This is a genomic window from Agrobacterium sp. BT-220-3 (assembly GCF_025910175.1).
Lineage (GTDB): Bacteria > Pseudomonadota > Alphaproteobacteria > Rhizobiales > Rhizobiaceae > Agrobacterium > Agrobacterium oryzihabitans.
The window spans coordinates 43140-68576 of record NZ_JAPAIX010000011.1 but is presented as its reverse complement, the minus strand read 5'-3'; the positions used below and the strand labels follow the sequence as shown (position 1 = coordinate 68576).

The 25437-nt window shown below is 59.9% G+C and carries 21 protein-coding genes; 5 read left to right on the top strand and 16 right to left on the bottom strand.

Going from position 1 to position 25437, the window contains the following annotated elements; genetic code table 11:
• Positions 1–8: 8 nt before the first annotated feature.
• The 4 genes from OK142_RS21205 to OK142_RS21190 are packed head-to-tail and all read right to left on the bottom strand — an operon-like array spanning position 9 to position 4729.
• Entirely contained in the window at positions 9–785 is a 777-nt protein-coding gene (locus tag OK142_RS21205) for a sugar phosphate isomerase/epimerase family protein (RefSeq protein ID WP_498684993.1), read from the bottom strand.
• A complete protein-coding gene (locus OK142_RS21200; protein ID WP_498684991.1) occupies positions 782–1798 on the bottom strand; it encodes a hydroxyacid dehydrogenase in 1017 nt (338 codons plus the stop codon). Before OK142_RS21200 ends, OK142_RS21205 begins: the two co-directional genes overlap by 4 nt.
• Positions 1795–3672 carry a DUF2264 domain-containing protein gene (locus tag OK142_RS21195; protein ID WP_498684990.1) on the bottom strand — a complete coding sequence of 626 codons (1878 nt, stop codon included), beginning with the start codon at positions 3670–3672 and terminating at the stop codon, positions 1795–1797. The genes OK142_RS21200 and OK142_RS21195 overlap by 4 nt, the downstream gene beginning before the upstream one ends.
• Entirely contained in the window at positions 3665–4729 is a 1065-nt protein-coding gene (locus OK142_RS21190) for a LacI family DNA-binding transcriptional regulator (protein WP_137038775.1), read from the bottom strand. The genes OK142_RS21195 and OK142_RS21190 overlap by 8 nt, the downstream gene beginning before the upstream one ends.
• Before the next feature lie 112 nt (positions 4730–4841).
• Here OK142_RS21190 and OK142_RS21185 point away from each other — a divergent pair, with 112 nt between their 5' ends.
• A complete protein-coding gene (locus tag OK142_RS21185; RefSeq protein WP_035225569.1) occupies positions 4842–6134 on the top strand; it encodes an ABC transporter substrate-binding protein in 1293 nt (430 codons plus the stop codon).
• A 102-nt stretch (positions 6135–6236) separates the two neighbouring features.
• On the opposite strand, the gene OK142_RS21180 is transcribed toward OK142_RS21185, so the two are convergent.
• The 4 genes from OK142_RS21180 to OK142_RS21165 all read right to left on the bottom strand — a co-directional run bounded on the left by OK142_RS21180 (position 6237) and on the right by OK142_RS21165 (position 10307).
• Positions 6237–6971: an ABC transporter ATP-binding protein gene (locus OK142_RS21180; RefSeq protein WP_498684987.1), complete on the bottom strand. Its 735-nt coding sequence runs from the start codon at positions 6969–6971 to the stop codon at positions 6237–6239.
• Complete coding sequence (locus tag OK142_RS21175) at positions 6968–7837, bottom strand: ABC transporter permease (protein WP_498684986.1); 870 nt, start codon at positions 7835–7837, stop codon at positions 6968–6970. The genes OK142_RS21180 and OK142_RS21175 overlap by 4 nt, the downstream gene beginning before the upstream one ends.
• On the bottom strand, positions 7834–8829 hold the full coding sequence (locus tag OK142_RS21170) for an aliphatic sulfonate ABC transporter substrate-binding protein (protein WP_498684984.1): 996 nt from the start codon (positions 8827–8829) through the stop codon (positions 7834–7836). Before OK142_RS21170 ends, OK142_RS21175 begins: the two co-directional genes overlap by 4 nt.
• A 149-nt stretch (positions 8830–8978) precedes the next feature.
• Positions 8979–10307, bottom strand: coding sequence for an LLM class flavin-dependent oxidoreductase (locus OK142_RS21165; protein ID WP_498684983.1), 1329 nt, complete (start codon positions 10305–10307; stop codon positions 8979–8981).
• Positions 10308–10532: 225 nt separating this feature from the next.
• Between OK142_RS21165 and OK142_RS21160 the strand changes: the two genes are divergently transcribed.
• A complete protein-coding gene (locus tag OK142_RS21160; protein ID WP_498684982.1) occupies positions 10533–10790 on the top strand; it encodes a hypothetical protein in 258 nt (85 codons plus the stop codon).
• A gap of 245 nt (positions 10791–11035) precedes the next feature.
• Here OK142_RS21160 and OK142_RS21155 read toward each other — a convergent pair whose 3' ends face one another.
• The 6 genes from OK142_RS21155 to OK142_RS21130 all read right to left on the bottom strand — a co-directional run bounded on the left by OK142_RS21155 (position 11036) and on the right by OK142_RS21130 (position 16931).
• On the bottom strand, positions 11036–12157 hold the full coding sequence (locus tag OK142_RS21155) for a sn-glycerol-3-phosphate import ATP-binding protein UgpC (RefSeq protein WP_498684981.1): 1122 nt from the start codon (positions 12155–12157) through the stop codon (positions 11036–11038).
• Positions 12158–12197: 40 nt separating this feature from the next.
• Entirely contained in the window at positions 12198–13082 is an 885-nt protein-coding gene (locus tag OK142_RS21150) for an ABC transporter permease subunit (protein WP_137038768.1), read from the bottom strand.
• 7 nt (positions 13083–13089) lie between these two features.
• Complete coding sequence (locus OK142_RS21145) at positions 13090–13980, bottom strand: carbohydrate ABC transporter permease (protein ID WP_035243448.1); 891 nt, start codon at positions 13978–13980, stop codon at positions 13090–13092.
• Between the two features lie 86 nt (positions 13981–14066).
• Positions 14067–15410 (bottom strand): extracellular solute-binding protein, encoded by a 1344-nt coding sequence (locus tag OK142_RS21140; protein ID WP_003499749.1) that lies wholly within the window; start codon positions 15408–15410, stop codon positions 14067–14069.
• A gap of 260 nt (positions 15411–15670) precedes the next feature.
• Positions 15671–16144 (bottom strand): VOC family protein, encoded by a 474-nt coding sequence (locus tag OK142_RS21135; RefSeq protein ID WP_035243406.1) that lies wholly within the window; start codon positions 16142–16144, stop codon positions 15671–15673.
• Between the two features lie 196 nt (positions 16145–16340).
• Entirely contained in the window at positions 16341–16931 is a 591-nt protein-coding gene (locus tag OK142_RS21130; RefSeq protein WP_498684976.1) for a methyltransferase family protein, read from the bottom strand.
• A 293-nt stretch (positions 16932–17224) separates the two neighbouring features.
• Between OK142_RS21130 and OK142_RS21125 the strand changes: the two genes are divergently transcribed.
• The 3 genes from OK142_RS21125 (at position 17225) to OK142_RS21115 (ending at position 20705) form a co-directional block, all read left to right on the top strand.
• Positions 17225–19009: a methyl-accepting chemotaxis protein gene (locus tag OK142_RS21125; RefSeq protein ID WP_498684975.1), complete on the top strand. Its 1785-nt coding sequence runs from the start codon at positions 17225–17227 to the stop codon at positions 19007–19009.
• A 239-nt stretch (positions 19010–19248) separates the two neighbouring features.
• Positions 19249–20142, top strand: a complete 894-nt coding sequence (locus OK142_RS21120; protein WP_498685067.1) for a transglycosylase SLT domain-containing protein — start codon at positions 19249–19251, stop codon at positions 20140–20142.
• Positions 20143–20291: 149 nt separating this feature from the next.
• Positions 20292–20705, top strand: coding sequence for a hypothetical protein (locus tag OK142_RS21115; RefSeq protein ID WP_498684972.1), 414 nt, complete (start codon positions 20292–20294; stop codon positions 20703–20705).
• 45 nt (positions 20706–20750) lie between these two features.
• On the opposite strand, the gene OK142_RS21110 is transcribed toward OK142_RS21115, so the two are convergent.
• Both OK142_RS21110 and OK142_RS21105 read right to left on the bottom strand, forming a co-directional pair.
• Positions 20751–24329, bottom strand: coding sequence for a TonB-dependent receptor domain-containing protein (locus tag OK142_RS21110; RefSeq protein ID WP_498684971.1), 3579 nt, complete (start codon positions 24327–24329; stop codon positions 20751–20753).
• A gap of 161 nt (positions 24330–24490) precedes the next feature.
• Entirely contained in the window at positions 24491–25414 is a 924-nt protein-coding gene (locus tag OK142_RS21105) for a FecR family protein (RefSeq protein ID WP_498684969.1), read from the bottom strand.
• Positions 25415–25437: the final 23 nt, after the last annotated feature.

Sequence of the window (25437 nt, the reverse complement as noted above, 5' to 3'; positions counted from 1 at the left end):
AAGCGGTTCTACGAGCCGGCGAGAATCTCGCTCAGCACCGCCACATCTTCCGAGAACTGGCCGACATTGTCACCTTTGACGAATTCCAGCATCGCATAGGCAGGTTTCGTCCAGGCGCTTGCCGGCAGGGCATCGACGCAGGCCCGCCAATAGTCCGCACGCTCGCGAAGCGGCAGGCGGCTGGCATCGCTGAGCCAGGCGAAGGCATGCAGGTGGCAGATGCGCGAGCCGAGCGCCGATATCTCCGTAAGTGCGTCCTCCAGCGGCAGGCCGGGGGCGGGTTGCCAGTAGAAATACAGGTTGGGCATCGGCAGGTCCTGCATGAGTTGCAGGGCCGAAGGCAGGGTGTCCGTCAGTGAATTGGGGTGATATTCGAGCCCGATCGTCATGCCATAGTCGTCTGCCCGGCGGGCGAGTGTCGCCAATGCATCAGTCGCCGCGCGGCGTTCTTCGGGGGAATAATCGGCAGATGGGCGTTTGCGGCTGCCGGGCCAGATGCGGATATGGCCGGTGCCGAGCGCCTTTGCGGTTTCCAGAGTGGCGGTCACATCCTCCAGTGCAAAATCCGGCGCGAAGATGTAGGAGCCATAGGAGGAAACGGTGAGGCCGGCTTTCGCAGTGCGCGCCGCCACATCCCTGGCATTATGGAGGTCTCCGGGCGGAACATGGATGTCGCCGCCCCATTCGATTGCCTTGATACCATTTGCGACGGCAAGCTCGATAACCGCCTGCGGTGACAGCGAGCGGAAGGTGACGGAGCAGAGGCCCGGCTCGACAATTCTCATGCGATCAGTTCCAGATGTTCCGGCCGTATCTGCTGTTGCAATGGTTCCGCCCGGCAGAAACGTTCGATCTCGGCAATCGCCATGTCGCCGAGCCGTGCGCGCTCAAGGCCGACGGCGCCGGCGATATGCGGTGTCAGGAATACATTCGGCAGGCTGTAGAAGGGTGAATTCTGCGGCGGCACTTCCGGATCGGTCACGTCGATGACGGCTTCGATGCGTCCGCTTTTCAGTTGCGCGAGAAGGGCATCTTCATCAACAAGTGCGCCGCGCGCCGTGTTGATCAGGGTTGCGCCGGCCTTCATCCGGGCAAGCGCATCCGCGCCGATCATATGCCGGGTCTGCGGCAGGGATGGCGCATGCAAAGAAATCACGTCGCTCATCGCCATCAGCTCATCGAGCGAGACAAGACGCACACCGAGCTGCTCCGCCTCCGCCGCGCTTAAGAACGGGTCGAAAAGAATAAGATCGAGATCGAAGGGCTGCAGCAGATTGATGACCCGACGCCCGATGCGCGAAGCCCCGACCAGGCCGACCGTCAGGCCGAGATTTCCGATGGCCTGCGATTGCAGGCGGTCGACGTTTCCCCGCCCGCGATCCTCCCCGTAGATGCGCCGGAAACCGAAGGTACGCTTGCCGGAAAGCAGGATCATAGCCAGGGTGAACTCCGCGACCGGCTGCGCATTCGCCTCGGCTGCGCTGCACACCGTGACACCGCGTTCGAAAACCACCTGGGACAGGAAATATTTCACCGTCCCGGCAGCATGCGAAATCAACCGGAGGCGCGGCATCAAGGCCAGTTCCCGCAGGCCGATTTCGGGACAGCCCCAGCCGGTCAGAAGAATATCGGTCTGTTCCAGCCGGTCTTTGACAGCTGGATCGTGAAAATCGCAGATCGATCGGATGTCGAGGATATCGACGCTCTGCGACAGTTTCTCGAGCGCCTGTGGCGTCAGCACATGCTGCGTCCGCTCCGGGTCCATGGCAAGGCTGAGACGCGGAAGCGGGCTCGTCATTGGGGTTCTCCCGCCGCCGCCATGCTGCTGACGGGGACGCCGCGCTCAACAAACAGGCGATCAAGCGCTGCCATGTCCGGAAGTGCAGGAACTGCCGCCACGGCTTTTTCGCCTTCGGGCCCGGCCAGTCCGACAAAGACGGCGCAGGCGAGCAGGGTTTCGCCCGCCGGAATGTCGCCCCGCAATTGCGGCACCGTGGTCTTGGCATAAACAAGGCTGGTATTGGGCAGCGCCTTCAGCGCCACGCCCTGGCGGGTTATGCCGGAGCCGAGATCGACGATGGCGGATATGTCGGTGCCGCAATCGGCCGTCGCCCGGCCGGGCGCTTCGCTCACGGCATCGCGGTCACCATCGTTGCGGTTGATCGCAAAACTGCCCTCGGTGACCGATAGAGCGCGGGCGGAGGTGATGCGGTGAAGCCTGACATGCCAGTCACCAGCCGCAACCAGCGTCGTTTCGACCGTCACATCCGGGAATGGTTTCCATGTCGCCCGCAGGCTTTCGCCGGCCAGCAGAACCTTTTCATTGGTTTCACGCACGCGGTAATGCAGGCCGCCTTCGGAGAAGGCCAGCATATTGTCGAAACCATTGGTCTTGAAACCACGCTCATCCACTTCCACGCCAAAACCGTAGCGGGAGGAATAGGCGAATTTGGCATATTTCTCCGGCCCGCAGCGCATAGACAGGTTTTCCTGCCCGCTAGAAAGCGCCGTGACGTTGCCTTTGCTGCGCATCATCACCATGCCGGGATGAACGAGCGGCCGTGGTTTTTGCGATGTTTCGGGCAGCTTTTCTTCCGCCTGCCAGAAGGGATGGCTCTCAGGCAAAGCGAGCGGCAGGAAGGCCTTGAAGGCCCAATAGGGTGAGCCCGCCGAATTATAACTTTCCGACATGGTGAGCTGCGGATAGGCATAACCGATGGAAAGCACACCATCGCGGTCAGCGATCGGCTTGTTCGCCCACCAGCGCAGATGTTGCAGATACAGCCCCTTGATCTCGCCCCAGGGCAGCGCTTCCTCATCGGCAAAGGCAAGGCCGGCCCAGAAGCCGCCGCAGGCGAAACGGTAGGTCATGGAGCGGCCGAAGGCCAGTGTGCCACCATCCTCGTCGAACCAGCTGGCGAAATCTCTTGCAAAGAGCCGGGCGCGTTCGCGGTAGCGCTCGGCGAAGGCATCGCCCGGCTTGCTTAGCTTCGCATAGATCAGGCCGTAAAAATGCATGGCGAAGGCGATGTAATGGTCAATGCGGCGGTAGTTTCCATCGCGATACCAGCCGTCGGCAATGTAAAACCCGTCCAGCTCCGTCTGGAACGTTTCCGTCAGGCTGCGGTCAAATTCGATGCCGAGATGATCAAGAGCCATGTCGACCATCACCCGGAAAAACTTCCAGTTATTATCGGCATAGATACGTTCGCGGGCCGTCAGCAGATAGCGGCGCACATTGTCTTTCTGTGCGTCGGACAGGGGTTCCCACAAATGTTGCGGGGCAAGCCGAAGCGCAAAGCCGAGGGCGGCGAGCTCCACCAGACGCTGGTCCTTCTGGCGCACTTCGCCCCAGTAATCGGGATGGGCGGGATCGGTGCCGTTGGCGATGCCCTTGGCCAGAAGCGGCCAATGAGCGAACGTATCGCCGCTGAGCGCCAGCGGTGCGATGCCCCAGAGTGGCCGTGCAAATCCTTCCAGATCGGCCGCCGCCCGGTCGAAATGCGCGGCGGTGCCGCTCAGCGTCACCCTTGCGCCGCTTTCGGAAAAATAGGGAAGCAGAGGTGCGAAACTGTCGTCCAGCGCCCGCCGCACGTCGGCGCGGGTCTTGAGCGGATTGCCATATAGTGGATTGAGACGGGTCATCGGATCGTTATTTGCCGCATCATGCATTGCGTATCGCCTTTTCCATCTTCTTCGCCTGACCGGCCGTCTGTCCTTCCACCAGCTGCACACCCAGCTGAACCTGCCGGGCATTGGCCGAAGGTTCCGTCAGCCGGCGGCGCATCAGCTCTACCGCCTCGCGGGCGATCTCGCGGCGGTCGACCCGGATGGTGCTGAGCCGCGGGGTGGAGAGTTCAGCGAAGGGCAGGTCGTCAAAACCGATGATCGAAAGATCGTCCGGCACGGCAAGACCAAGTTCCTGCGCCGCGCCAAGCGCGCCGAGCGCAATGGCGTCATTCATGCAGAAAATTCCGGTCAGATCGGGGTTTTTGGCCAAAAGCTGACGAACCGCATCGCCGGCTTGCCCAAAGCCGCTATCCGCCGTCGAAAGCAGAAATTCCTCATAGGTGGTTCCCTCGTCCTCGAGGATCGTATGCCGGAAGCCGCGCATGCGTTCTCTGATGGTGTGGCGGTGCTCCGGGCCGATATAGGCGACCTTGCGGTGGCCCAGTTCCAGCAGCCGCCGCGCCGCCATAGCGCCGCCGTAAAAATTGGAAGGCGAGACGCAATCCAGCATCATCGAGGGATCGGCGCTATTGACCAGAACCGGTTGCAGCACCCCCTGCGTGATGCGGTGAATGATCTCCTCTTCTGGGTCAAGGCCAATGGCGAGAAGGCCATCAACCTCGCAGACCCGCTGCGTGAGGGCGTCATCGATCTGCTTCTGGTGCAGCAGCCGGATATCGAGCTCGAAACCATCCGTCTGGGAAAGGCTGCGCAGCATGTCGAAAATATCGTGATAAAAAGCGCCGATATCGCCGGTCGCCCTCTCGGCCGACATGAGGGCGAGAATTTTCTTGCCCTCCAGCGATACGCCGCTCGCCTGGCTCGTAACCGGCCGCAGTGGATAACCAAGTTCCGCCGCCACGCCCAGAACCTTGGTCTGTATCGATGCGCTGATGCCTTTTTCCCCGGCGAGAACCCGTGAGACGGTGCTGATGGAAACCCCTGCGCGCTGGGCGATATCCGACTGGCGCGGGCGGCTGATGTCGGGCGTATCGTTCATGTCGTCTCCTGCGCTTGCAAAAAATTCTATTATGATGCAAATATTGCAAATAAGGAAAATTTGCAAGAATTTAAGTGATAAGTGAGAAATTTGCAAAACGCGGGAGGAGCAGATGCAAACTATCGATAGACGTGGATTTTTGGTGACGGCGGCACTGGCCGGTCTTGGCGCGGCGGCGGGCGGTTTCCGCGCAATGGCGGCCGAAACCCGGCTTCGTTGCGTATGGTGGGGGTCGGCTGACCGCAACAAACGTACCAATGAGGTGATCTCCCTTTATCAGAAGGCAGATCCACAAACGGTGGTCAGTGGGGAGATGATCGCCGGTTCCGACTACTGGACCAAACTTGCGACATCCATGGCGGGGCGTAACGTCGCCGATATCTTCCAACTCGAGCCTTCCACCATTGCCGATTATTCCGGCCGTGGCGCCTGCATGGAGCTTGATCAGTTCGTCGGCTCCGCGCTTGATCTTTCCAGCTTCGGCAAAAGCGAGATCGATCTTTGCCGCATCGACGGCAAGCTTTACGGCGTCGGTCTCGGGCTGAATTCCTTCTGCATGATGTACGATGCCGAGACGCTGAAGGAAGCCGGCGTCTCCGTGCCGAAGGAGCAGATCACCTGGAAGGCGCTGGCGGAACTGGCGCGTGATTTCAAGAAGAACGCTCCGGCGAAACGAAACTATTGGGCGGTGCCCTATGGCGGGCGTTATCATTACGTTTTCGACGTCTGGCTGCGCCAGCGCGGCAAGCTCCTGTTCCAGGATGGCACCATCGGCTTCAACAAGGAAGACGCCAAGGAATGGTTCGCCTATTGGGAGGATCTGCGCGAGAACAAGCTCTGCGTCTCCGCCGATATCCAGACGCGTGATGATAATACCATCGAATCCAACGCGCTGACCCTTGGCAATTCGGCAATTGGTTTTGCCTATTCCAACCAGCTCGTGGGTTACCAGGCGCTCAACAAGAAGACGCTGTCGATCGGCATGCTGCCGGGCGAGGGAGCGGGCAAACCGACCGGGCATTATTACCGGCCGGGCCTCATCTGGTGCATTTCGTCCACCTCCACCAATCCGGAAGCGGCGGCGAAGTTCATCAACTTCTTCGTCAACGATCTGGACGCCGGCAAGGTTCTCGGCGTCGAGCGCGGCGTGCCACCGGCAAAGAAGGTGCGCGAAGCGGTGTTGCCGAGCCTCAACGAGACCGAACGCAAGACGGTGGATTACATTGAAAGCCTGTCCGGCAAGCTCGATCCCTATCCGGAGCCTGCCCCGATTGGCGCCAATGAGTTCGACCGTGGCGTGATGCGCCCCATCGCCGACTCGCTCGCCTTCGGCCGCGCCAGCGTGGACGAGGCGGCGCAAAACCTCGTCGACACCGGCACGCGGACCCTGCGCAAGCGCGGATGACGACGAAAGGGGCACCGCTGCGTGGCGTCAAAACCGCGCTGCGGTGCCCCGTTTTTGCATTCTTTCTCAGTCGCGCCGACTAGTCGGGCGAGGCCGTAACCGTCAGATGACGTGGGCGTTGTGCAGGGCGGTCAGCACCTCGTTCTTGAGGCTGGCGAGCTGTGGCGACCTTCGGTCGCGTGGGCGTGGTTCGTCCACCTCTATCCGCTGCTGGATACGGCCGTCATGCGCCCCCATCATGTAAATCCTGTCACCGAGGTAAAGCGCTTCGTCGATATCGTGGGTGACGAGCAGGAAGGATATGCCGTGCTGTTCGACGAGTTTCAGCACGAGGTCCTGCAACTTCATCCGCGTGAAAGCATCGACCGCACTGAAAGGTTCGTCGAGCAGCAAGATGCGCGGCTGGGTATAAAGCGCTCTTGCGATGGCGACACGCTGAGCCATGCCGCCTGAAAGAGCCTTTGGCAGTGCGCTGCCATGGCCGCTCAACCCCACATCGTTGATCAAGCCTTCGACCCGCTCGACATCATATTTCCTGCCAGCCGCATAACCGATGTTTTCGGCAACCGTCAGCCATGGCATCAGGCGGGGTTCCTGAAAGACGAAGGCAATGGGCGGTGAGTCCGATGCCTGAGCTTCCGTTGCCTGCTGAACTTTGACCGCGCCTGAAAAACGCCGGTCGAGACCGGCGGCGATGCGCAGCAACGTGCTCTTTCCGCACCCACTGGGGCCAAGAAGAACCGCCGCTTCACCATCCCTGAGCGTCAGATGGATATCCTGAAGAATAACCGTGTCGCCGAAAGCTTTTTCGTGCACATCGACATCGAGCAAACTCATCGCACCCGTCCTCCTTCGTGGAGGGAATAGGTGTCACGCCAGCGCAGGCAGCGTTCCTCGACGATCTTGAAGAGGCTGTCGGAAATCTTGCCGAGCACCGCAAGACAGATGATGGCGATCATCACCAGATCGGGCCGGGATAGCTCCCGTCCGTCGGAAAGCATGTAGCCGATGCCCTCGGACGCTGCCAGAAGTTCGGCTGCGACGACACTCAGCCAGGCCAGCGACAGCCCATAACGCAGCCCGGTGAAGAGATGCGGCAAGGAGGCGGGAATGAAGATCCGCCACACCAGCACGGGCAGCGGTTGACGATACATTTCGCCCACCTCCACCAGCTTGCGGTCAACATTCCTGATGCCGGAAAAGAGGTTGAGATAAACAGGGAAAAACGCGCTCTTGGCGATCAGCACGATTTTCGAGGTTTCGCCGATGCCAAACCAGATCATCAGCAGCGGCACCCATGCAAGGCTTGGGACCGCCCTCAGCGCCTGAAAGGTCGGCTCGAGATAACGTTCGGCGGCAACCACCAGACCGACCAGCGAACCGACGACGATTGCAAGCAGAGAGCCGATAACGAAACCGACGAAGACACGGGCCGTACTGGCCGCGACATTTGTCCATAGCGGACCTTCAGCAAGGCGCAGAAACGTCTCGTAAAGCTCGGAGGGCGGCGGCAGCACGTAAGGACTGACCCAGCCCAGGCGAACGAAAAGCTCGAGCAGCACCAACGAGCCGACCGGCACGATCGCGCCGCGCAGGTCGAACCGCCCCAGGAAAATCCCCGCCCTCTGCAAGAACGGCAATCGGGAAGGGAATTGTTTCGCAGTCTGCTTCACGCGCTGAAATTCGCGCGGATGGGAATTCATGCGCCAAGCGCCTTTTTAGCGGGTGCCGGATCGATGAGCGACGAGAGGACATTATCGACATTGACGCCCGGACGCAGAACATCGTCGCCGAGCAGCGGGGTGACGACGCGGATCGAGTTCAGCAGTTCCTCGCCTGGGACGGGATCTTTCCAGTCACGCTTTTCGATCGTCAGCTTGGTGATCTTGGGGTCGTTGCCGGTGACCTGCGTGACGAAATCGATGAATTCGCCATTGTTTTCGCGGATCCACTTCTGCGTCTGCACCCAGACGCCGAGGAGCCGCTCGACCGCTTTCGGGCGCTTCGCCAGAAATTCCTCGGAAACGCTGAAGACGCTGCCATCGCGCCAGCTGCGCTCATCGAAAATCGCTCTGTCGCCGGCAAGTTCGGCCTGGGAGGTGTGCGGATCGATGCCGACCCAGGCATCAACCTGCCCCTGCTGAAGCGCGTTGAAGCCTTCCGGATGCTGCAGGTTCACCACCTTCAGATCGTCGATCGACAGCTTGTTCTGGTCAAGGGCGCGGATGAGGGTGAAATAGGGCGCGGTGCCCTTGGTGACCGCAATGGTCTTGCCCTTGAGATCGGCAACGGTCTTGACCGGTGAATCCGGGCGCACCTGGATGATGGAGGAGCCGCCCCAGCTCGCCACATAGATGACTTTCAGCGGCACGCCGTTGGCGCGGGCCAGAAAGGCCGAAAGTGCCGCTGAACCGGCAAAATCCGTCGATCCGACCTTGAGGAATTCGAGCGAATTGTTGCTGCCCCGGGATTGCACCCAGGTGATCCTGGTGCCGACATCCTTGAAAGCTTCCTCAAGCCAGCCCTTGTTCTTTATCAGCAACGTGTGGGACGAGTAAAATCCCCAGTCCAGCTTCAGCTCCGCGGGGAACTCCGGTGAGCTTTGGGCCAGTGCTTTGCCCGTGACAAGCGGTGCTGCGAGCGCGCCGGCAATGCCGAATTTCAGGATCTGGCGGCGGGAATGTTCAGCCTTCATATTAATTCACCTAATTTATGTATTTTATGTACTTAAAGGGTATGGGCGCGTGTTTTTGAGGTCAATCGGCCCTGCTGGAACCTTATGCCAAACTTCCGGGCGGGTGTGGAAAATCTCGCTACCGTCGGCGGGATTGGCGCGACGGCGCGTTATTCAGGGAAAAAACGGTTGACCGGCCGTTGCAGACCGAGATGGTCGCGCAATGTCGGCCCCTCATAGTCCTTCCGGAACAGCCCACGCCGTTGCAATTCCGGCACGACCAGCGTCGTGAAGTCGTCAAGGCCGGCAGGCAGGAAGGGGAAGGTGACGTTGAAACCGTCCGAGCCCTCTTCATGGAGCCATCGCTCCATCTCGTCGGCGATGGTCTTTGGCGTGCCGACGAAGGCAAGACCCGCATAACCGCCCAGCCGCTGGGCAAGCTGGCGCACCGTCAGGCCCTCGCTTCGGGCAAGCTCGATCACCCTTTCACGGCTGGATTTACTCGCATTCGTCTCGGGGATATCAGGCAGGGGACCATCGGGATCGAATCCGGAAACATCGTGGCCGATGGCAATCGAAAGCGAGGCGATCGCGCTGTCATAATGGACGAGGCTATCGAGTTTGGCGCGTTTGGCCTTCGCCTCTTCCACCGTATCGCCGACCAGAACGAAAGCGCCCGGCAGGATGACAATGCTGTCGCGGGAGCGGCCTGCCGCGACGGTCCTATCCTTGACGTCCTTATAGAAGGCTTTTCCCGCCGCAAGCGTGGGTGTTGCCGCAAAAACCACCTCTGCGGTTTCGGCGGCAAGCTGGCGTCCCGGCTCCGAGGCTCCTGCCTGAACGATGACAGGCCAACCCTGGACCGGACGCGCGATATTGAGCGGCCCGCGCACGGAGAACTCGTGTCCCTTGTGGTTGAGGACGTGCATTTTTTCAGGATCGAAGAACAGTCCGCTATCGACATCCCGTATAAAGGCATCATCGGAAAAGGAGTCCCAGAGCCCGGTGACGACATCGTAGAACTCCCGCGCCCGGCCATAACGCTCGGCGTGATCAGGCTGTTCGTCGCGGCCAAAATTTCGCGCCGCATCCGGGTTTGAGGTGGTGACGATGTTCCATCCGGCCCGGCCATTGCTGAGGTGATCGAGCGAGGCGAAACGCCGGGCCACATGATAGGGCTCATCGAATGTGGTGGAGGCGGTGGCGACCAACCCGATGCGGGACGTGACGGCGGCGAGCGCCGAAAGCAGGGTGAAGGGCTCGAAAGAGGTCACGGTATGGCTGCGGCGCAGGGCTTCCGTTGGCATGTTCAGCACCGCCAGATGATCGGCCATGAAGAATGCATCGAATTTTGCGGCTTCAAGCTGTTGCGCGAAGCGCGTCAGATGGGCGAAATTGAAATTCGCGTCCGGGAAGGATCCCGGATACCGCCAGGCACCCGTGTGAAGACTGACGGGTCGCATGAAGGCGCCGAGATGCAGTTTGCGATCATTTGCCATTGGGCATCACTCTTTCGTCGATGTTTCTGATGCGGGCGGCTTGTGTTGCCTGTTGCCTCCAAGGGGACGCGAAGGTGGCCCGATACTCGCAGCGACGATATCCCTACCAAGGAATTGGCGCGGCAAAGACTATTCCTATTATGATTTGCAAACCGAAAGATTTTTCCTGAAAATTTTGGTTTGGCGATGATCCCGTCACCGTCGCCGAGGTTTGGTTCAACCTCGGTGAGCGCGGGAATCGACGGGCGGAACTTCACTTCCTGTCGTCTGAGGGCAGAGCATTTGCTTGAAAAATGTCATGCAAGCGGTGATGGCTGGCACAGCGGATATTGGCGCGATCAGTCGGTCATCTACGCGGTGGAACAGCTGGTGACCACCGCCAGAGGGATCGTGTTGGATATCCCGCAGGCTGTGGTTTTTATGAAATCTTATAAATTCAGTATTTTAATTGAGTTAGTTAATGTAATTTTCTATCCGGCGTGACGGGCAGCCGTCATATAAATTTTCCTTCTGAATATCCTCCCAGCCGCCAGTCAAAAGTAGCGTCGGTGCGGCTTTTCGAGGGGAAATTTTATGGCGCGGTATGCCCATCGCGGCAATGCGGGCGCGTGGACAGAGGCGTCCCGGAGAAACTTCATTCAGTGGGTTGATGAGGTCGCTCCCGTTGTAGGAGCGTAGAGCGAAAACAGAAGCGGGCCGGCGATATCCGACCCGCTCTCACTCTGCTTTCAAACCGCCAGCAGCTTCTCGGTGCCGATGCGGGTGGTCTCGATCGCTCCTTCCGTCTCGATCCGTTTGCCGGTGGCCGGGTCGAAGAAGTGGAGGTGGGCGGCGGGCAGGTCGAGGTGGATGCGCTGGCCGGGTTTTACCGAGAGATTCTCGCCGATGGCAGCGGAGAAGGTCTCGCCGGCGATATCGGCATGCACGATGCGGCCGGAGCCCAGTTCTTCGACGAAATCGACGGTTGCCGGCACGCCGGCGCCATCCGTGCTGACCAGGCATTGTTCCGGGCGGATGCCCACGATCACATCACGGCCGCGCAGTTCGAGGCTGGTTTCAGGAAACAGTTTCACCGGCGTGCCCGCCAGCATCACGGCAGGAGATTCGACCTCTACCCGGGTTGTGAAGAGGTTCATGGCAGGTGAGCCGATGAAGGAGGCGACGAAGGTGCTGGCCGGGCGATGATAGATATCGAGCGGATGGCCGACCTGTTCGACATTTCCCTTGTTCATCACCACCAGCCGGTCGGCCAGCGTCATGGCTTCCACCTGGTCGTGGGTGACGAACACGGAGGTGGCGGACAGGCGCTGGTGCAGCTTGCGGATTTCGGCGCGCATGGTCACGCGCAGCTTGGCGTCGAGGTTGGACAGCGGCTCGTCGAACAGGAACACCTGCGGTTCGCGGATGATCGCGCGGGCCATGGCCACGCGCTGTCGCTGGCCGCCGGAAAGCGCGGCAGGCTTGCGCTCAAGATAATCGGAAAGGCCGACGATCTTTGCCGTCTCTTCGATGCGGCGCAGGCGCTCGGCTTTGGGCACGCCTGCGACCTTCAGCGCATAACCGATATTGCCGGCCACCGACATATGCGGATAAAGCGCATAATTCTGGAACACCATGGCGCAACCGCGCTCGCGCGGCTCCAGCGTGTTGACGACACGGCCGCCAATGGCGATTTCACCTGACGTGATCTCCTCCAGCCCGGCGATCATCCGCAAAAGAGTGGATTTGCCGCAGCCCGAGGGGCCGAGGATGACGACGAACTCGCCGGATTGGAAAGAAAGATCCACGCCGTGCAGGGTCGGGGTCTTGCCGTAGGATTTGCGGACCTGGCGAATATCGATCTGAGCCATGATAGGAGAACCTTGTTGTTGAAAGCCACGCGACCCGTCGTCACTTGTCGGACGAGACGAGGCCGCGGACGAACCAGCGTTGCAGGAAGGCCACGACGAGAAGCGGCGGCAGGATGATGATGAGGGAACCGGCAAGCGTGACGTTCCAGTCCGGTATGCCGTCCTCGGCGGGCAGAAGAGCGCGCAGCGACATCATCACCGTCTTGTAGGAAGGATCGGTGATCATCAGCAGCGGCCACAGATACTGGTTCCAGGCATAAACGAACATGATGGTGGTGAGCGCCGCCATGTTGGTGCGCGACAGCGGCAGCAGCATTTCCACGAAGAAACGCACCGGGCCCGAGCCGTCCATGCGGGCGGCTTCGGCCAGTTCGTCGGGGATCGTCATGAAGAACTGCCGGTAGAGAAACGTGCCGGTGGCCGTAGCGACCAGCGGCAAGGTGAGGCCGGAATAGGAGTTGAGAAGGTTCCACTCGACCGAGACCTCGATGCCGAACAGGCCCAGAATGGAGCGGAACGGCTGGAATAGATCGGCGGCCACCGAATAGGTCGGCACCACGCGCACTTCGAGCGGCAGCATCAGGGTGATGAAGACCGTCCAGAAGAAGAAGTGTTTCAGCGGCGAGCGAAAGAACACGATGGCAAAGGCGGTGCAGGCCGAAAGGGCCACCTTGCCGATCGTGACCAGCGTGGCCATGATCATGCTGTTCAGGAGGGCATTGCCGAGATTGGCGCGTTGCCAGGCCGTGGCGGCATTGGTGAAAAGTTCGCCCTGCGGCATGAAGCTGAACGGCACGCTGTTGACCTGCTGCACCGACTGGCTGGCGCCGGAAATGACGACGATGAAGGGGCCTATGAGCAGGAAGAAGCCGGCGACCATGAGAACATAGGTCAGGGCGTCGGCAAAGGGGGTACGCTGGATCATCGCGGCCTCACTTGTAATGAACCTGCCGCTCGACGAAGCGGAACTGGATGAAGGTGAAAACCATGATGAGGCCGATGAGAACGATGCTCTGCGCCGAGGCGCCGGAGTAATTCAGTCCCTCGAAGGCTTCACTGACGATGCGGTACACCATCACCTCGGTGGCGCGGTTGGGGCCGCCTTCGGTGGTGGTGGCGACGATGCCGAACGTATCGGCCCCGACGAAACCCTCGGTCATCATGATGACGGTGAGGAAGAACAAAGTGGGGGCAAGCAGCGGTACCTGAATGTCGATCGCGCGGCGAATGGGGCCGGAGCCGTCCATGGCGGCCGCCTCCGTCAGTGAGCGCGGCACCGATTGTAGGCCGGCGAGCACGAAGATGAAGGTGTAGCCCGCCCATTTCCAGATGAAGATGACGATGACGAGGATCAGCGCGTGTTCACCGTATTTGGCCGGGTTCCAGATGTCCGGCCACCAGGCGTTGAGCGAGGCGGCAAGACCGCGTTCCGGCGACAGGATGAAGCGGAAGGCCATGCCCGCGGCGGGTCCGGCAATGGCATAGGGGAGGATGTATAGCACCCTGAAAAAGCCGGAACCGGGCAGCGCGCGATCGACACAAAGCGCCAGAACGAGGCCGATCAGGATGGTGAAGACAGGCCCGGCAATGGCAAAGACCATGCTGACGAGCACCGAATGCCAGTAAAGCGGATCGAGAAAGGTTTCCTCGAAATTGGCGAGACCGACGAACTCTGCCGCGCCGCCGAAGGGTGGTTCGAGCGTGAACGCCCAGTTGATGACCGCTGCCACGGGCCAGTAGAAGAACAGGAAGATCAGCAGAAGCTGCGGCAGGGCGAACAGCACGGGCAACCACGTGCTTTTGAAGACGGCGCGCTTTTCCATGAAAAAACCGGCATTACTGGAGAAATGGGCGGACTTGCCCGTGAAGCGAGGCATCACGGGCAAGTCCTTCGAAGTCGGGCAGAAGCTTAGTTCAGCTTGGCGCCGGCATAGGTCTTTTCGAAGCGGCGTAGGCCGGCATTTGAGCGCTCGACAGCCTTGTCGAGTTCAGCCTGGATGTCGGCATTCTGCATGAAGATGGCTTCGAGCGAGGTGGCGACTTCCTTGCGGATCTGCGTGAAACCGCCAAGGCGGATGCCGCGGGTATATTCGGACGGCGGCGTAAACGTCAGGCTTTCGATCGCCTTTTCACGGCCCTTATAGGGAGCCTTGTCGTAGAAGCCGTTGGCCTTCATGGCGTCGAAGCCGGTCTTGGTGACCGGGATGTAGCCCGTGACCGTGGACCACCATTCAACCATGTCCGGCTGGGCGATGAAGTTCAGGAATGCGGCTGCACCCTTGTATTCGGCATCCGGACGACCGGCCATGACCCAGAGCGAAGCGCCGCCCACGAGCGAATTGTGACGTTCGGTGCCCTTCCAGACCGGCAGCATGGCGACGTCCCACTTTGCGCCTTCCGGCATGGTCTTGCCGACGGTGCCGTGGTTGGCGATGGAGGTCATGAACATCTGGCAGGTCTGCGAGGTGAAGGCGGGCAGGATGTCCATGCCGAGCTGCTTCGTCTTGACGACGAACAGCTTCTCGTCCTGCATCTTCTTGAAGAACTTGACGTGATCCACGAATTTCGTCTTGTTGATCGTCAGTTCGGCATCAAGGCCCTGATAGCCGTTGCCCTTGGTGGCGATCGGCTGGTTGTGGATGGCGGAGAACTGCTCCATCAGCATCCAGGTGTCGAAGTTGAAGGCCAGCGGGCATTCGAAACCGGCGGTCTTCAGCTTTCTGGCGGCTTCTTCGACCTGTTCCCAGGTGTCGGGCTTGAAGGTGATGCCGGCTTTCTCGAAGGCGTCGACATTGTAGTAGAACATCGCCGTGGAGGAATTGTACGGGAAGGAGTTCAGCTCACCCGAGGCCGTCGCATAATAATTGGCGATGCCCGGGAAATAGTTGTTCCAGTCGATCTTGTAGCCATTGTCGGCCATCAGCTTCTTGGCCGGAACGAAAGCCTTGGACAGCATCATGTCCAGCGTGCCGGCGTCGTAGATCTGGGTGATGGCGGGCTGCTTCTTGGCGCGGTAGGCGGCGATGGTGTTCTGCAGCGTGGCGTCATAGTCGTTCTGCGAGGTGCAGACGATTTCAAATTCAGCCTGCGATTCGTTGAACTTCTTGCATGTATCCTGCACGCGGTCGCCGAGATCGCCCGAAAGGCCGTACCAGAATTCGAACTTGGTCTTTTCTGCGTGGGCGGCCGTGGCGCCGAAGGCGGCCGCGATGGCGACGCCGGCCACAAAAGAGGTCAGAGCGGAAGATTTCATGAGTTGAGCCCCGTTGATGGATGGATGGCATGATCGGCAAGAACATCATGTTCCCAGCACGAAGCCACGGGCTCTGCTAACAGCCGTCTTTGACGGATCGCTTACATTTTGTTGAACGTTTTATGATGACTGGCCGCGCAGAGATATCTGCGCGGCAAAACAGGCGCGATAAAAGCCGTTAAAGAGAATTTTCCCTTATTTTTCAGGGGATTCCGGCTTGCAGTTCATTTCGCTACTTGCTGCTGAATGGTCTCTCGGAGTCAACCGCGGCGTGCGGCCTCAATGGCGGCGACATCGATTTTCTTCATATCCATCATCGCGGTGAAGGCTCGTTTAGCCTCCGCACCACCGGCTGCCATGGCCTCCATCAGCACGCGCGGGGTGATCTGCCAGGAAATGCCCCACTTGTCCTTGCACCAGCCGCAGGCGCTTTCCTCACCGCCATTGCCGACGATGGCGTTCCAGTAGCGGTCGGTCTCTTCCTGGTCTTCGGTCGATATCTGAAACGAGAAGGCCTCGCTATGTTTGAAGGTCGGTCCGCCATTGAGGCCGATGCAGGGCACGCCGGCAACGGTGAACTGCACCATCAAAACGTCGCCTTCCTTGCCGGAGGGATAGTCGCTCGGCGCCCGGTACACATGGGTGACGGCGCTGTCGGGAAAGGTCTCGGCATAAAATCTGGCGGCGGCCTCGGCATCCTTGTCGTACCAGATACAGATCACATTCTTCTTCATGGCGTGTTCCTCCAAATTGAAAGCTGATTTTCGCCCTGCCTGTCAGCGGCAAGGACATTGACCGGCCGGTGTCGGCTCCCCCATTCGGCATAGAATGCAGCTGCCGGGCGAACGTTCCCAGGGGTTGGGCAACAACGCCATTTTTCAGGGAACTGCAGCTCGCGGCGTCAGGCCGACGCCGCCCCGCATGTCGCCGTCACAACCACCGCCTCACCCTTTGGCGGTAGGCGTCATAGGAGGGGCCGAGTTCCTTGCTCAGCACCCGTTCCTCAATCGTTACCTGCAGCATCACGGCGATGACGAGGGCAATGGCGATGGCAAGCTGCAGCACCGTCGTGAACACCAAGACCAGCCCAACAAACAGCGCGATCTGCCCGACAAAGACCGGGTTTCTGGAAAGGCTGAACGGGCCGGTATCCACGATCGCGCCAAGGTGACCTTCAGCCGCGCCGATGCGCCATGACTTGCCCATGTAATGCTGCGCATAAAGCGCGATCAGACCTCCGGCCAGAACCATCGCCATACCGGCAATGCGGATTGCCAAACCGAGATCGCAGCGGCTTAGAAGAAAGCCGGATTGCTGCGGCCCCAGCCACAGACTGCCGAGGGGCAGAATGGCGCCGAGAAGAAAGGCAAGACGGAAGAGCATGGCAGGGATAGCCTGCCTTTCGCGGCCTTTTGCAAAAAGCCAGACAGGCTCACCCATCTGTTTCGCCAGTCGCGCCGTCAAGAGCAGAAACCCGGCGATATATGCCCAGACTGCGAGCACGGCTATGATGTCAATCATGGTTCCCCCAAACATTGGCAAGCGCCACCGTCCCAACGTCAAGGACAGCGTTTTTCGACTCGCTCATATCCGGAGTATAGATACAAATATCCATCATTATTACTTCACTCGCGTGACTTGAAGGCTGTGTAGGATTCCCTCTGAAGAACAGCGGACGACCCGAAGATCGCCGGTAGCAATTAAATCCGCACAGAGAGCATAAACCTTATCATTAAGTATTATTTAATGAGGAAAACGTAGTATTCGATAATTATTTCAGCGGAAACCATTTAGCTGCCATCGGAGGATCGCACGTGAGTTTTCTTGATCGTGGTGCCAATGCTTTCGCGGTTATGGCCGCGCTCTCTAAATCTCAAGCCATCATAGAATTTGATCTGTCCGGAAAGATTCTCACCGCCAATGAGAACTTCTGTCGCGCGCTCGGTTATGAGCTTTCGGAAATCGTCGGCAGGCATCACAGCATGTTTGTCGAGCCCGCTGAGGTGTCTTCGCAGGACTACAAGACCTTCTGGGCAAAGCTTTCGGCAGGCGAGTTCGATCAAAGGCAATATAAGCGCATCGGCAAGGGCGGCAGGGAAATCTGGATCGAGGCCTCCTACAATCCGGTGTTTCGCCGCGGCAAGCCGGTGAAAGTGGTCAAGATTGCCACCGATATTACCGCGCGCGAGCTGAAGGCGGCGGAAGATGCCGGCAAGATCAATGCCCTGTCGCGGGCGCAGGCCATCATCGAATTCTCCCCGAGCGGCGAGGTGCTGGCGGCCAACGAGAATTTTCTGGCCGCCCTCGGTTATTCGCTGGCGGAAGTGCAGGGCAGGCATCATCGGATGTTCTGCGAGCCCGCCTACACGCAATCTGCCGACTATGCGCAATTCTGGAAAAGGCTCGCCGGGGGTGATCTCGTGGCGGATGAATTCATGCGGCTCGGCAAGGGTGGCCGCAGGGTTTTCATTCAGGCCTCCTATAATCCGATCTTCGATCTGAACGGCAAGGTGTTCAAGGTGGTCAAATTTGCGACCGACGTGACCGGCCGCGTGGAAAATGTCGAGACACTCGCACAGTCCCTGACCGAGCTTGCCGAAGGCGATCTCTCGCAGAGCATCGACAAACCCTTCATTCCTTCGCTTGAAAGGCTGCGGACAGATTTCAACGCGGCCTCGGAAAAGCTGAAAAAGGCCATGACGCTGGTTTCTGAAAATGCCGGCGCCATTTCTTCCGGCTCGAATGAAATACGCTCGGCGGCCGACGATCTTGCCAGACGCACGGAGCAACAGGCCGCCTCGATCGAGGAAACGGCCGCAGCGCTTGAAGAGATCACCACCGCCGTCAATGATTCAAGCCGCCGGGCGGAAGAGGCGGGAAAGATCGTCACCCGTGCCCGCGACCATGCCGAACATTCGGGCGCGGTGGTGCGGGATGCGATCGGGGCGATGGACCAGATCGAAAAATCGTCGCGCGAGATTTCCCATATCATCGGCGTGATTGACGAGATCGCTTTCCAGACCAATCTGCTGGCCCTGAATGCAGGTGTGGAAGCTGCGCGCGCGGGTGAGGCGGGCAAGGGGTTTGCCGTGGTCGCGCAGGAGGTGCGCGAACTCGCGCAACGTTCCGCAACGGCCGCGAAGGAAATCAAGAGCCTTATCAACGCATCCGGCGCGCAGGTGGAAAACGGTGTCGGCCTCGTCACCAGAGCGGGCTCCGCCCTGCAGGAGATTGCGGCGCAGGTACGCGATATCAACACAAACGTCGTGGCGATCGTGGAAGCCGCGCGTGAACAGTCCACTGCTCTTGCCGAAATCAACCAGGCGGTCAACACTGTCGATCAGGGAACGCAGCAGAATGCCGCGATGGTGGAGGAGCAGACGGCCGCCAGCCATAGCCTTGCACTGGAAGCGGCGACCCTGTTCGAGCTTCTCGGGCAATTCCGCTTCGATGACGCGACGCGATCGGCATCGTCTTCGCGCATCAGCTTAGGGCAGCAAACTGCGCCGATCGGCTCGCGACGTCCCGTTTCCCGTCCGCTTGCGGGGCGCGGTTCGGCTGCAGTCGCTGCCAAACATGAGGAATGGCAGGACTTTTAGAGCGCTTCGCGTATAGGTGGGTCCAGTTTGAGGCCGTGACATTCGTGAACCGACGTCCCGGCCTCCTCATTTTTGAGAAGGCACAGGAATGAGGAAAGGCCGAGAAAAGACCGAAAAACCGAAACTTCCGTTGAAGAACAGCCGAAGCTCTGGGCATATCGTATCGATTGGCTGATAATCGGCACATCGCGTGTGGAGTTTTCGGGGACGTTCGCTTGGCAGGGATATCGACAGGCCGCCTGGCTTTTGCCTTCTGTCTGCTGGCCATTACCTTTGGCGTAGCCGGGGCGGAAGAGCCGGCAGAGAAAAAGGCGTCCTGCGCTTACGCCCACGACGTTGCGCCGGAATTGTGCATCCGCGTCGGCAGCTACAATAATGACCTGTGTCATGCCATGGAGGTTCTGGCCGGGCGCCATGCCGTTCCGCCGGATTATTTCGCCCGGCTCATCTGGCGGGAAAGCCTGTTCCGGGCCGATGCCGTCAGCCCGAAGGGCGCCGAGGGCATCGCCCAGTTCATGCCGGGAACCGCCAGGCTGCGCGGCCTTGAAGACAGTTTCAACATCATCGCCGCGCTTGAGGCATCCTCGCGCTATCTGTCGGAGCTGAAGACGCAATTCGGCAATTTTGGTCTCGCGGCGGCGGCCTATAATGCGGGCGAGGCGGGATTGCGGACATTCATCGCCACCGGCCGCCTGCCGATGGAAACCCGGGATTACGTGTTTGCGATTACCGGATACCCCGTGGAAAGCTGGAAGGACAATCCGCCGGAAAAAGCGGCCCCGGCGCTGGATGACAACAGGTCCTTCATCGATGCCTGCCTGAAGCTGGCCGATACCCGCACCATGAACGATCCCGTGCTGATCTCCTCGGCCGACTGGGCTCCCTGGGGCGTGCAGCTTGCAGCGCATTATAATCCGGCGGTGGCAAACCGGCTTTTCACCCGCGCGATAGGTCAGCTGGCGGAGCCTCTTAACGCTGAACGAGCCTTGATCGTGCGCCAACGCGGCGGGAATTTCGGTTCGCGCCCGCGTTATGCCGCCCGCATCGGCCGCGAAACACGTGGTGAAGCCAATAAGCTTTGCGGTGCAATCCGGCAGGCCGGCGTTCCCTGCACCGTGTTTCGCAACAGGTAGGCGACTGTCATTTTAAGCCGATCATAACAAGTTGATCGGCATTTCGTTTGCGCCTCCTTCCAGCGGCAAACCATCGACCCTAGATTTGCGCCCGGGCCATGGTCGCGTCTTGTGCGACCACAGGCATTTTACGAGGGGAAGCATTAAAAATGAGATGGCTTGAAACCGGATGCCTTGCGGCTGCGCTGGCAATCGTCAGCGCCTGTTCCTCCACCGGGCAGACGGAGATTTCCCGCACCGTCGCAGGCTTTGTGGGACAGCCCCGCGATGCCGCCATCGCCAGACTTGGCCGTCCGAACAAGGTCATCATCGAAAACGGCGCAACCGAATCCTATTGGCTGAAGGTCGATGTCGAGACCTATGCGGGCCTCAGCAACAGGCGCGAATATAAAACCGTCAATGGCCAGGCGCAGATATCGGAAACCGAGGGCATGAAGATCAAGGAGCACCGCCGTGACTGCATCATCAAGATCACTGCGGACGCCGCCTCCACCATCAAGACGAGCGAGATCATCGGCAATCCCGCCAGTTGTGAAAATATTCTAAATCGTCCGGCCTCCTGAACCGCGTCCGGGGGCGGAACGCGGCTCAGGAGGTTGCAAGGGGGCTCAGAAGCGATAGTTCAGCCCGACCTTGATGGCGTGCATGTTCATCGAATTCGAGGCATTGCGGCCGTTTGCAATTCCCGAAGTGCCGGCATGGTCGACATATTCGTAAACCGGCGATTCGTAGGGAGCGCAGATTTCCGGGTAAATAGCGCAAAGCCAGGCCATATTGGGATCATTGGCCAAACCGGGGTCGATCATCTCGGTGCCGGTCTGCTCGCTGGTCTGGTAGTCCTTGCCGGTGCCGGCGCGGGCATTCTTGAACTTGAAGGATTTGGCGCGGAAATAGCTGTAGCTGTAATCCGCCCTGATCGACCAGTTTTCATTCAGGGCATATTCCGCGCCAAGCCCGATGGTGAAGCCGGTCCGCGTGCCGGAGGCCTTCTCGACGAAGAACGCCGTTGTTTCGGAACCCATGGGGTTGGTAGCGCTCGCACTGTCTGAGACATACTGGTCGCGCCATTGGGTTTCCCGGGCAAGCGCCAGACCGGCGGTGGAGTAAACCAGCAGCCTGTCGTTGACGGCATATCCGAGTTTTGCCCGCAACCCGGCAGTCCAGTCGATGTCGTAGCTGGTGGTTGCGTCCACATGCCCGTTTTTCGCCAGTGTGGCATCCGTGGAGGCGAACTTCTCGATGCCGCGAAGATAGGTTTTGGTGTAATCGGCCTCGACGCCGACGACGAAGCCGTTTTCGAGCTGGCGGTCATAACCCGCATGCAGCCCGAATGCGCCGCCTCGCATGTTGAAATCGGCAGATTCCCGCGCGGCTGCATCGCTGAACGTTCCATCCAGAGAGGTCGTATTTCCAGTGACATCCAGGAAATCGCCGCCCGCATGAGCACCAACATTAAAGCCGGTCCAGTCGCGAACGAAGGAACTGTCCGTCGGGCTGCTGAAGGGGGAAAGGCCGGGCAGGGCTTCACCGCCGCCAATGGTTGCCGTAAGGCTGGCATAGATCGTCCGGCCCGGTCCCGGCTGTGTGACAAGGCCGAGAGGATCGACATAGAAACGATCGAACAGGTTTTCCACGCGCAGGCTCGCGGTCATGTTGTCGTTGATCTTGTATTCGGTAAACAGGTCGACCAGCGTATAGGGTTCCCAGTCCACGAGAGCGATGAATTCGGAGGCGCCCTGCGCCGTGACATCGCCGTGTCCGATGGCGCGCGGCCCGACATAGGAGATGCGGCCGCCGACTGTCAGCCGGTCCTCGAGGAATTTCTGCGAGAGTGTCAGGTCCACCGTATATTCCGGCTGAACATGGTTGGTCGCATAGTCGCCGTAGAGGGACTTGCTGTCGCAGGTCTGGGTCGTGCGGCAATATTCGACATTCAGGAAATAATTGGCCGAAAGATCCGCCGAAAAGCCGCCATTGGTATAACGGCCGGAGAGTTCGAGACCTGAAAATTTCGCCCGGGGAATGTTGCCGATATTGAGGGTCAGCACCGGTTCGGTCACCACGGTGCGCGAGATGTAATTCTTCACGTCCCAATTGAAGTAACCGAACTTGATCATGGCGGTATCGTCGTCGGACAGAATGCCGTCGCGAATGATGTTGGTGCCGATTTCCCAGTTGCTGGACCGTTCCGGCTGGACGCCGGCATTGGCGATCACGCTGTTGAAGGCGGAGACGGATTCGATGATGGATGGCGATCTGAGCGTATTCGAATAGTTGGCGTAGAACTGCGTATTGTCGAACGGTTCCACCGTCACGCCGGCAGAAGGGCTGAAACCCCCGTCATCCACGGTCAGGCCGATGGGTTTGCCCTGGGCCTGATATTTTTCGTAGGGGTCAAATCGATCCTTGAGCCAATAATGCGAGTATCGCAGGCCGCCATTGAGGGTCAGCCAGTCAACGGGCTTATAGGCCGCCTTGGCGAAAGCGGCACCTTCATGACGAATGGCATCGCGCGGCGTCAGCCACCCCTCGAGAGCAGCGGCGTGCTCGCTGCCATTGGTGTCCTCGGCCCGGTAGGAAATGCCGTAGTTCAGATCGAGGTCACCGTAATCCGAGCTGAATTGCGAGCGGTTGGTAATTTCCGCGCCCCACATATTGGTGTCGGTGCCGACCCGGAAACCGGATGGCAGGCCGATTTTTTCGGGCGTCAGTCCTCGCCCGCCGCGCACGGGATTTCGGACTTCGAGATGGTTGAAGTAGAAATTCGACTTGAAGTCGATGAGATCATTATCCTCGGGGTTCCAGTTGTATCTCGCCGTGAACGTGTCGAGGCTAGTGCTGACCGTCTGCTCCTGTTGCTGCGCCTGTCCGGTATTCGAGGTCAGCCGCGAGGCAAGCCGGTCCCCGGCCTCGCTTCTATATCCCATATAACCGATCTGGAATGTCTGGTCGTCCGAAAGGCGCGCGGTCGCTTTTGCCAGAAGAGATTGCGTTTCCAGCTCGGTGTTGAGGACTTCCTCACCCCCGCGATAGTTGACCAGGCCTTCATTGATCATCGTGTTGGGAAGAATGCCGCCCCAATATTTCGTGTTGCCAATGTTTTTCGGGGAGGCGACGGGGCCGTGGCTGCCGGCGTGATAATTGCCCTGACGACGATGCGCATAACCCGCAACGACATCGATGTCCTCGCCCTTATAGGCACCGATCACACTGCCTGAGCCGGTCGTCGGCTTGAGGAAGGCGGGGCGATCCATCCCGTCGGCAGATGGTGTCGCGGTGCCCACGCCGGACTGATAGCTGTAGCCGCCCAGCGCGCCATCCTTCGGGCTTGAAGAATTGGTGCCAAAACCGCCTTTGACCTTGAGGCCCCATTTTTCACCGTCCTTGACGATGTCATCGGCACTGACCGTCCTCATCGCGACCGAGCCGGCATTGCCGAAGGAAGCGGCGTCTGCCCCCTTGGTAATGTCGACGCCGGCGATGAAATCGGGATCGACATAGGTGCGGTTCGAGACGCCCTGATAGCCCTGATAGACCGTCACGGAATTCTCGGCGCCGTCTATCGTCGTGGCGACGCGGCCCATTCCCTGCATGCCGCGAATATTGACGTCGATGGCGCCCGCGCCGTTGCGCGCCTCACCGGACATGACGCCCGCCGTGCCGCGGAACATGTCGGCCGGGCTGGAACCGCGAAAGCGGTCGATGTCCTCGCCCGAAATATAGGCCGTCGGCGCGTCGGTTCCGTAGGGTGCGTCGGGGCTGCCGTATCGCCCGCTTTTGCCGGTGACGGTGATTGTTTCCAGCACGAGCGAACCGTCCGCCGAGGTCGCCTCCTGCGCCTGCGATGCGTTGGAGACCGTCACGCGATCGGGTGCCGTGAAGCGGAAGCTCAGGCCGGTGCCGTCCAGAAGCTTGCCGAGCGCATCGCGCGGCTGAAGGGTACCGGCCGCGCCGGAGGTTTTCAGCCCCTTCGTCAAAGACGCATCGTAGAGAATCTGTATGCCGCTTGCCGCGCCAAATCGCGTCAGGGCCACGTCGAGAGGGCCCGCGGGAATGGAAAACTGGCGCAGCTCCTGCGCATGAGCCTGGGTGTGCGCGTAAAAAGAGACGGAGCATGCCAGCGATGCGCAGAATGCCGCCAGCCTCAAGCGTGCTGCGTGACTACCGGATTTTTGTCCCGCCGCCAATAAAGTCATCCCCGTAACCCCTTCAGTTTCGCCGCGACGATGCGGCCTCTGATAGGGAGGACGACCGAGGCGCAGAAACCCGAAAAGATTTCTGGAGTTTTTTGGTAATATTTTTTTGGATCCTACGAAATCTCTTGCAGCGAAGCGGTTCTGAACCGGTTTCAGACGAGAAGAAGTATCCCGCCGGCACCGATAGCCCGCAGATGCAGGGTCTCTTCAAGATGGGCGATAATGTCCTGTGGCCGGTCGAGCTGAAAAACGCCCGAGACATGCAGGGACCGCAGGCTTTCACGTGTGATGATGATCTTGCCGCGCCGATGCCGGTTCAGGCTGGCGACGATGTCTTCGAGGGGGCGGTTGTTGAAGACCAGCAGGCCGTCCCGCCAGGCGGAGGCGGTTTCAAGGTCGATTGCGGATTTTTCCCTGAGACCCGAACTCGCATAGGCGATTGCCTCGCCGGGAAGGAGCTGCGCATTGCCGAGACAGTGCACGGTAAGCGGGCCGGACAGGCATTCCACCGTTACGCCGCTGGCGTTGTGTGTCACGCTGAACGAGCCGCCGGAGGCCTCGACATAACCGGCGCCGGCATTCACGACAAATGGCATGTCGGATGCCTGCCTGACGGTGAAGACCGCAGCGCCCGCCGTCAGATCGAACCGCCGTTCACCGTCGAGAGACAGGGCCGTGCCACCATCGAGAAAGGCGGTCGACCCGTCCGGCAGGGTCACATTCTGCTGCTCGCCAACCCCGGTTGAAAAATCTGCAAGCAGTGCGCCCATGGACGGCATGTAACCAAGTTCCGGCAGTGCCACGGCGACACCGGCAAGGCCGGCTGCCAGGCTGCCGCCAATCATGAAAGACCGTCTGGAGGTGACAGCTACACGCGTGCGCGTTTCGGCTTGCAGAGCCGGACCGAGATTGCGCCAGAGCGCCGATGCCTCGATGAAGGCGCGTTCGTGGTCGGCACTGAGGTTGCGCCAATGGCTGAGCGCCTCCGTATCCTCGACCGTTGCCGCGCCGGAGTGCAGCCTGACGATAAAGGATGTGGCCTTCCTTCTGAGCGCATCGGATCCGTCGTTCAACACTCAACCCCTATCAAAAGCGCGCC

What these genes read in the sequence shown, in the direction of transcription:
- OK142_RS21195 (WP_498684990.1), bottom strand. Translation starts at nt 3,672, where the DNA reads ATGCATGATGCGGCAAATAACGATCCGATGACCCGTCTCAATCCACTA.
- OK142_RS21130 (WP_498684976.1), bottom strand. Translation starts at nt 16,931, where the DNA reads ATGATTGACATCATAGCCGTGCTCGCAGTCTGGGCATATATCGCCGGG.
- OK142_RS21175 (WP_498684986.1), bottom strand. Translation starts at nt 7,837, where the DNA reads ATGAATTCCCATCCGCGCGAATTTCAGCGCGTGAAGCAGACTGCGAAA.
- OK142_RS21180 (WP_498684987.1), bottom strand. Translation starts at nt 6,971, where the DNA reads ATGAGTTTGCTCGATGTCGATGTGCACGAAAAAGCTTTCGGCGACACG.
- OK142_RS21185 (WP_035225569.1), top strand. Translation starts at nt 4,842, where the DNA reads ATGCAAACTATCGATAGACGTGGATTTTTGGTGACGGCGGCACTGGCC.
- OK142_RS21155 (WP_498684981.1), bottom strand. Translation starts at nt 12,157, where the DNA reads ATGGCTCAGATCGATATTCGCCAGGTCCGCAAATCCTACGGCAAGACC.
- OK142_RS21205 (WP_498684993.1), bottom strand. Translation starts at nt 785, where the DNA reads ATGAGAATTGTCGAGCCGGGCCTCTGCTCCGTCACCTTCCGCTCGCTG.
- OK142_RS21150 (WP_137038768.1), bottom strand. Translation starts at nt 13,082, where the DNA reads ATGATCCAGCGTACCCCCTTTGCCGACGCCCTGACCTATGTTCTCATG.
- OK142_RS21145 (WP_035243448.1), bottom strand. Translation starts at nt 13,980, where the DNA reads ATGGAAAAGCGCGCCGTCTTCAAAAGCACGTGGTTGCCCGTGCTGTTC.
- OK142_RS21190 (WP_137038775.1), bottom strand. Translation starts at nt 4,729, where the DNA reads ATGAACGATACGCCCGACATCAGCCGCCCGCGCCAGTCGGATATCGCC.
- OK142_RS21135 (WP_035243406.1), bottom strand. Translation starts at nt 16,144, where the DNA reads ATGAAGAAGAATGTGATCTGTATCTGGTACGACAAGGATGCCGAGGCC.
- OK142_RS21200 (WP_498684991.1), bottom strand. Translation starts at nt 1,798, where the DNA reads ATGACGAGCCCGCTTCCGCGTCTCAGCCTTGCCATGGACCCGGAGCGG.
- OK142_RS21165 (WP_498684983.1), bottom strand. Translation starts at nt 10,307, where the DNA reads ATGGCAAATGATCGCAAACTGCATCTCGGCGCCTTCATGCGACCCGTC.
- OK142_RS21170 (WP_498684984.1), bottom strand. Translation starts at nt 8,829, where the DNA reads ATGAAGGCTGAACATTCCCGCCGCCAGATCCTGAAATTCGGCATTGCC.
- OK142_RS21115 (WP_498684972.1), top strand. Translation starts at nt 20,292, where the DNA reads ATGAGATGGCTTGAAACCGGATGCCTTGCGGCTGCGCTGGCAATCGTC.
- OK142_RS21140 (WP_003499749.1), bottom strand. Translation starts at nt 15,410, where the DNA reads ATGAAATCTTCCGCTCTGACCTCTTTTGTGGCCGGCGTCGCCATCGCG.